Below are 4,565 nucleotides of genomic sequence, written 5' to 3'. Positions count from 1 at the left end.
GTGCGCGTCCGCCGCCAACCACCGGGTACCGGACCGCGATCCCACCCCGGCCGCCGATCCCGCCTCCGAACGAACGGCTGGCGGCGGACGCGCACCGTGCACCGCCTCAGACTGCTCGGGCGCGCTACGCCGACGGAGATACCACCGTCCCGGATGTCGGCGTTTCACGGCCCCCGATGGGGACGTCCGGGGCGGCGCCACAGCGTGTGCCACTCGAAACCACGCCGCCCGCCGATCCCACCGCGCCCGCCGAGGCGCAGGTCCGGATTCTCGGACTGCCCACCGTCGAGGGTCCCGGGCGACCACCCGCCGAGCGCATCGACCTGTTGACCGAGGTCATCGTCTACCTCGCGCTGCACCGGGAAGGCGTGGGCAGTCGGCTCCTCGCCGAGGAGATCTGGCCATCCGACACCACGGAGGAGATCGCCGACGCCGCGTTGACCGAAGCGCGCCAGTGGCTGGGGACCGATGCCAGCGGCTTGCCTCGGATCATGATCGGCCCGGATGGCCGGTGGTGGCTGAGTCCGGATGTGCGCTGCGACTGGGAACTCTTCGTGGCCTACACCCACCGGGCCGGTCTGCCGGGCAGCGACGCCGAGGCGGATCTGACGACAGCCCTGCGGATGGTCAGCGGTCCCCTGTGGACGGATCTGCCTGCCGGGCGGTACCGCTGGGCGACCACCGGGCCAATCGCCCGAAGCACCCGGGCGGGCGTGGTCGACGTGGCGCATCGCCTCGCCCAGCTGACGTTGGACTTCGGTGACACGATGACGGCGCTGGCGGCCTGCCGCACCGGGCTACGGGCCGTGCCGACCTCCGAAGTGCTCTGGCGGGACCTGCTGCGCACGGTCGCCGCACGGGGTGATCGCCGGACTCTGCAGGCTGTGGCAACGGAGATGTACCGAACTATCGGTGTCGGCGGGGTGCGTCGCGGCGGGCGGGCCGAGGCCGAGACGGACGCACTGGTGCAGACCCTGCTGCCCGGATTCCGTCGCGGCCGGCGGTAGTGCCCGTTTCCGCTCCCGGGGCAGCCGGCAGAGGACCCGGCCTGATGGCTGGTCGCTGGTCGCCGGTGACGCTAGCCGACCTCGGGGATCTTGGGTACCCCGGAGATCTCCGAGGTACCGGGGTCCGCAGTGAACTCGGCAGCCGCAGCAGGAGAATCGGGACCGCGCAGCGCCGACGCGCAAACCGTGATCGCAACGAGCAGGACGAACACGACGACCATGGCGAACTGCAGGCCCGCCAGCTCGGCGAGCCCACCGATGAGAGCCGGCCCGCACAACCATCCGACATACCCGACCGTGCCGACCACGGCGATGGAGCTGCCCGTCGAAGATCCAAGCCGCCCCGTCGCGGAGAACACCGCGGGCAGCACGCAGGCGGTGCCGACGCCGAGCGTTCCGAATCCGACGATTCCCCCGACCGTGCCGAACGCCGAGGAACCGAGCGCAAGCATGAGCGCGAATCCCACCATCGCGGTCACGGCGAGGCCGCGGACCGTTCGGGTCGGGCCGAACCGTGCCATGGCGCGGTCCCCGAACAGGCGCACGACGAACATGCAGGAGGTGAAGGCCACAAAGCCGATACCCGCGATTCCGACGGCCGCTCCGGCCACATCGGTGAGGTAGACGGCGCTCCAGTCCGCTGCCACACCTTCGCAGAGGAAACTACCGAAGGCGATGACGCACAGTGCGACGAACGGCCTGGCACGGCTGCCGGTGCCGACGGGACCCCGGGGCATCGCTCTGTCGCTGTCCCCGTCCCAGCCGTCTCCTCCGTCCCCGTCCGCACGTCCCTCCCCATCCGCACGTTCGTGGCCCCGTTCACGGTCATGACCACGTTCAGGTCCGTCCTCCAGCGCGACTTCCGGTGCAGCGCCGTCGGGCAGCATCCAGGCCGTGGAGGGTAGGGCGGCAGCGAGACCCAACCCGCCGAGCACCGCGAACTGCACGCCGACCGGGACACTCAGAGCGGCCGCCGCCGAACCGATCCCGGCCCCGGACAGGGCACCCGCCGTCCACGCCGCATGGGCGGAGGTCATGATCGGCCGCTGGTAGCAGCGCTCAATCCCCACGGCCTGGGTGTTCAGGGAGATGTCGAGGCAGCTGCTGGTCGCCCCCCACAGGGCGAGCAGGGCGAACAGAGACCAAGGTCCCTCGACGAGTGGGACCAGAAGACCGGTGGCGCAATAGGCGGGCAAACCTGCTCGCACCATGGTGATGCTGCCGTAGCGGGTGACCGCCAGACCGATCAGCCACAGTGTCAGAACCGCCCCGATCGGGGCGCCGAGCAGGGTCAGACCGAGCTGCCCGTCGCCGAGTTCGAGCCCCTCCTTGATTTGCGGTATACGCGGCGCCCAGCTCGCAAGCAGCAGAGCCAGCAGGAACAGCGAGCTCATCGTCGCCGCCCGGGCACGGAACAGTACTTGGGCATCGAAGGGCTGGCTCCGAGTCGCGCGGCGCACGCCGCCCGGACCCATCAGGATGATCTCCAGCCGTCGATCTTCATGATGCGCACGCCGCGAGGAGAATTACCCTGCGCCCCGGATCGTTACGCATCATTACTCCATGCGACGATACCCGATAAGATCGAACAACGCTCTGGCGGCATCCAATTATGTTTCGACAGATCTAATTACGATACATAAAATATAATTAAGTTGCATAAATCCAATTATGATCGACGACACCCGATGACATCCCGATGTCACTATGAGGACCTCTCGACCATGAGGACCTCTCGGCAGCGGGCGCGAACGTGCCCGCCCGATCGGGCACGATGGCGCTCCCGCGGCCGTCGCGTCGGATACTGGCGGGGTGCGTCTGGTCATGCTCTCGGACACGCACCTCCCGGTGCGGGCACTCGAACTGCCCGCCGAGGTGGAGGATCGCCGGCTCAGGGAGGTCGTACTGCGCCGCCTCCCGCCGCGGCGGACGGTCAGCGGTTGACCGTCCGCCGCGCGCCCCACCGGCAACTCCTCCTGCCGGTGCCGCAGCTGCCGATTCGACGATGAACCCCACATCCGTCCACACAAGAAGCACAGGATGAACTACGGACAGCTACATCCCCCTCGGGGGATCGGTGCCACCCGTCGGGTGCTGTAAGCTGGCACCGCCGGCCACCACGGCGGCAGATCGCGCTCGTAGCTCAACGGACAGAGCATCTGACTACGGATCAGAAGGTTGGGGGTTCGAGTCCCTCCGAGCGCACCAAATAGATCACTTTCGAACCACGGCCAAGATCAAGATCCCCCACGGGAACGAGATCATGGCCGTTGTTCGTGTCTGGCGGTTCCGGCTCCCCGCTACCCGTGGCCGCCGCGTCCCTGACGGCTTCGGGGCTGACCGCCCGTGGGAAGGCTCGGCCCGCCAGGGCCGCGAACGGCTCCCGTAGCTGGACACCTGTCACGGTTGGTAGATCGTCTTCCATGTCAACGAGAATCTTGGTAAAGAAGGCCTGGTTGCTCAGGCGGCGGACCTGCGGACCGCCCAGTTGGTAGACCTCGCCGCAGCGGCCCACCAGCATCAGAGCCAAGTTCAGGGTGTCGGCGATCCGCCCAAAGATCATCTGGGCCGCGCCCAGCACGGCTTTCGCGTTCTTCAGCTCAGTGGCGATCCGCTCCTGTTCCTCCCGGCCCAGGTCTTCCGGGATGGCCCCGGACACCACACCCCGCGCCAGCCTCCGGCGCTCCTCGGCCAGCTCGGTGACGCGCCGCTTGGCCCACTGGATCTCCGGCTCGGAGCGCTGGTGCTGATGATCCAGCTCGGCACGCAGGCCGTCCCGGATATGGTCTTGGTCGTCCTCGGTGAGGTGAACGCCCTGGTAGTACTAAGGGGAATGAAAGTATCTGGACAAAGTGCAACTCGGCATGATTTAATCATTGCATGCGGAAGCCCGACGGTCGGAAAATTGACCACGGAACACTGGAAACAATCAGGATTCGCGTGGCGCGCCAGATTGTTGACGACGGCGCCAACGCCGACGAGTTGGCAAAAGCACTGGGCTTCAGCCGGGCGGCGGTGTTCTCGTGGGCGCAGCAGTACCGCGACGGCGGGATTGAGGCGCTGCGAGCCAAGCCGATTCCTGGAAGGCCAAAGAAAATGACGGACCAGCAGGCCGACCAAATCTACACGATCCTCTGCACCAAAACCCCGGACCAGATGCAGTTCGACTTCCAACTGTGGACCCGCTGGCTTGTACGAGACCTCATCGCACGGCTGTTCGGAATCAGTATCACTGAACAGGCGGTCGGAAGGATGCTGCGGCGCTGGGGAATGTCCCCGCAACGGCCCACCACGCAGGCGACCCAGCGCGACGAAGCAAAGGTGATGCGCTGGAAGACCGAACAGTTCCCGAAGATCCGTGCTGAGGCGAGGCAGGTCGGAGCCACAGTCTACTTCGGGGACGAGGCCTCGGTCCGCACCGATCACCACGGCGGCGCGACTTGGGCTCCCGTCGGTGAAACCCCGGTGATCAGCCGAACAGGAGACCGGAAATCGGTTGGGTGCAGTTCTCCCCAGGTGAGATCAAGCGGCGAGTGTGTAGCTGGGTGAGTACTTGCT

Annotated in this window: 4 protein-coding genes and 1 tRNA gene; 4 read left to right on the top strand and 1 reads right to left on the bottom strand. The window is 67.1% G+C overall.

The annotated features are described in order from the left end of the window. The first annotated feature begins 206 nt into the window (after nt 1–206). Nucleotides 207–1,007 carry an AfsR/SARP family transcriptional regulator gene (locus AC08OX_RS15215; RefSeq protein WP_476608414.1) on the top strand — a complete coding sequence of 267 codons (801 nt, stop codon included), beginning with the start codon at nt 207–209 and terminating at the stop codon, nt 1,005–1,007. Between the two features lie 71 nt (nt 1,008–1,078). On the opposite strand, the gene AC08OX_RS15210 is transcribed toward AC08OX_RS15215, so the two are convergent. Further along, nucleotides 1,079–2,482: an MFS transporter gene (locus AC08OX_RS15210; protein ID WP_476608413.1), complete on the bottom strand. Its 1,404-nt coding sequence runs from the start codon at nt 2,480–2,482 to the stop codon at nt 1,079–1,081. Between the two features lie 337 nt (nt 2,483–2,819). Between AC08OX_RS15210 and AC08OX_RS15205 the strand changes: the two genes are divergently transcribed. The 3 genes from AC08OX_RS15205 to AC08OX_RS15195 all read left to right on the top strand — a co-directional run bounded on the left by AC08OX_RS15205 (nt 2,820) and on the right by AC08OX_RS15195 (nt 4,556). After that, the gene (locus AC08OX_RS15205; RefSeq protein WP_476608412.1) at nt 2,820–2,951 is read left to right on the top strand and encodes a hypothetical protein; all 132 of its coding nucleotides are present in this window, start codon (nt 2,820–2,822) and stop codon (nt 2,949–2,951) included. A 188-nt stretch (nt 2,952–3,139) separates the two neighbouring features. Continuing rightward, nucleotides 3,140–3,215 (top strand) — tRNA-Arg (locus AC08OX_RS15200). A 672-nt stretch (nt 3,216–3,887) separates the two neighbouring features. After that, entirely contained in the window at nt 3,888–4,556 is a 669-nt protein-coding gene (locus AC08OX_RS15195; RefSeq protein ID WP_476608411.1) for an IS630 family transposase, read from the top strand. The last annotated feature ends 9 nt before the right edge of the window (nt 4,557–4,565 follow it).

This window comes from Frankia sp. CoBUL1 (assembly GCF_978021245.1).
This window is presented reverse-complemented; position numbering and strand designations above follow the sequence as displayed.

Excerpts from the sequence above, each read along its gene's own strand:
- AC08OX_RS15210 (WP_476608413.1), bottom strand. The coding sequence starts at position 2,482 with ATGGGTCCGGGCGGCGTGCGCCGCGCGACTCGGAGCCAGCCCTTCGAT.
- AC08OX_RS15195 (WP_476608411.1), top strand. The coding sequence starts at position 3,888 with ATGCGGAAGCCCGACGGTCGGAAAATTGACCACGGAACACTGGAAACA.